The organism is Alcaligenes sp. EGD-AK7, assembly GCF_000465875.3.
Lineage (GTDB): Bacteria > Pseudomonadota > Gammaproteobacteria > Burkholderiales > Burkholderiaceae_B > Alcaligenes > Alcaligenes phenolicus.
The window spans coordinates 1-513 of record NZ_AVOG02000061.1 but is presented as its reverse complement, the minus strand read 5'-3'; the positions used below and the strand labels follow the sequence as shown (position 1 = coordinate 513).

1 pseudogene is annotated in these 513 nt (G+C 60.8%); it reads right to left on the bottom strand.

The annotated features are described in order from the left end of the window. A pseudogene (locus tag N879_RS16935) lies at positions 1-354 on the bottom strand (DNA polymerase III subunit beta); the annotation flags it as partial. Between the last annotated feature and the right edge of the window lie 159 nt (positions 355-513).

The window sequence follows — 513 nt, the reverse complement described above, 5'->3', positions numbered from 1 at the left end:
GGTAGGGAAATCGTTGGCCGGCAGGGTCGACAGCGTGAAGCGGCTGCGCCCCGACTTGATGACGACCTTCTGGTCATCCAGGCGAATGCTGATCAACGCATCGCTCGGCAGGCTCTTGCAGATGTCCATGAGCTTGCGCGCCGGCACGGTGATCTCGCCAGGCTCGGCGGCATCTTCCAGCGCGACACGGCCCACCAGTTCGACTTCCAGGTCGGTACCGGTCAGCGACAGCTGCTGCCCCTGTACGACGAGAAGAACGTTGGACAGCACCGGCAAGGTCTGACGGCGCTCGACGACGCCAGCAACCAGCTGCAGGGGTTTCAACAGGGCTTCGCGCTGAATGGAAAAATGCATGGTCTGGTCCCTTGCCTATAGATTGGGTCGCACTCAGGTTGTCAAAGTTCGCAGCAAATTCTTGTAGTCTTCGCGTATGTCCGCATCCGTTTCCCGCAATTCGGCGATCTTACGGCAGGCGTGCAGCACCGTGGTGTGATCCCGACCGCCGAACGCGTC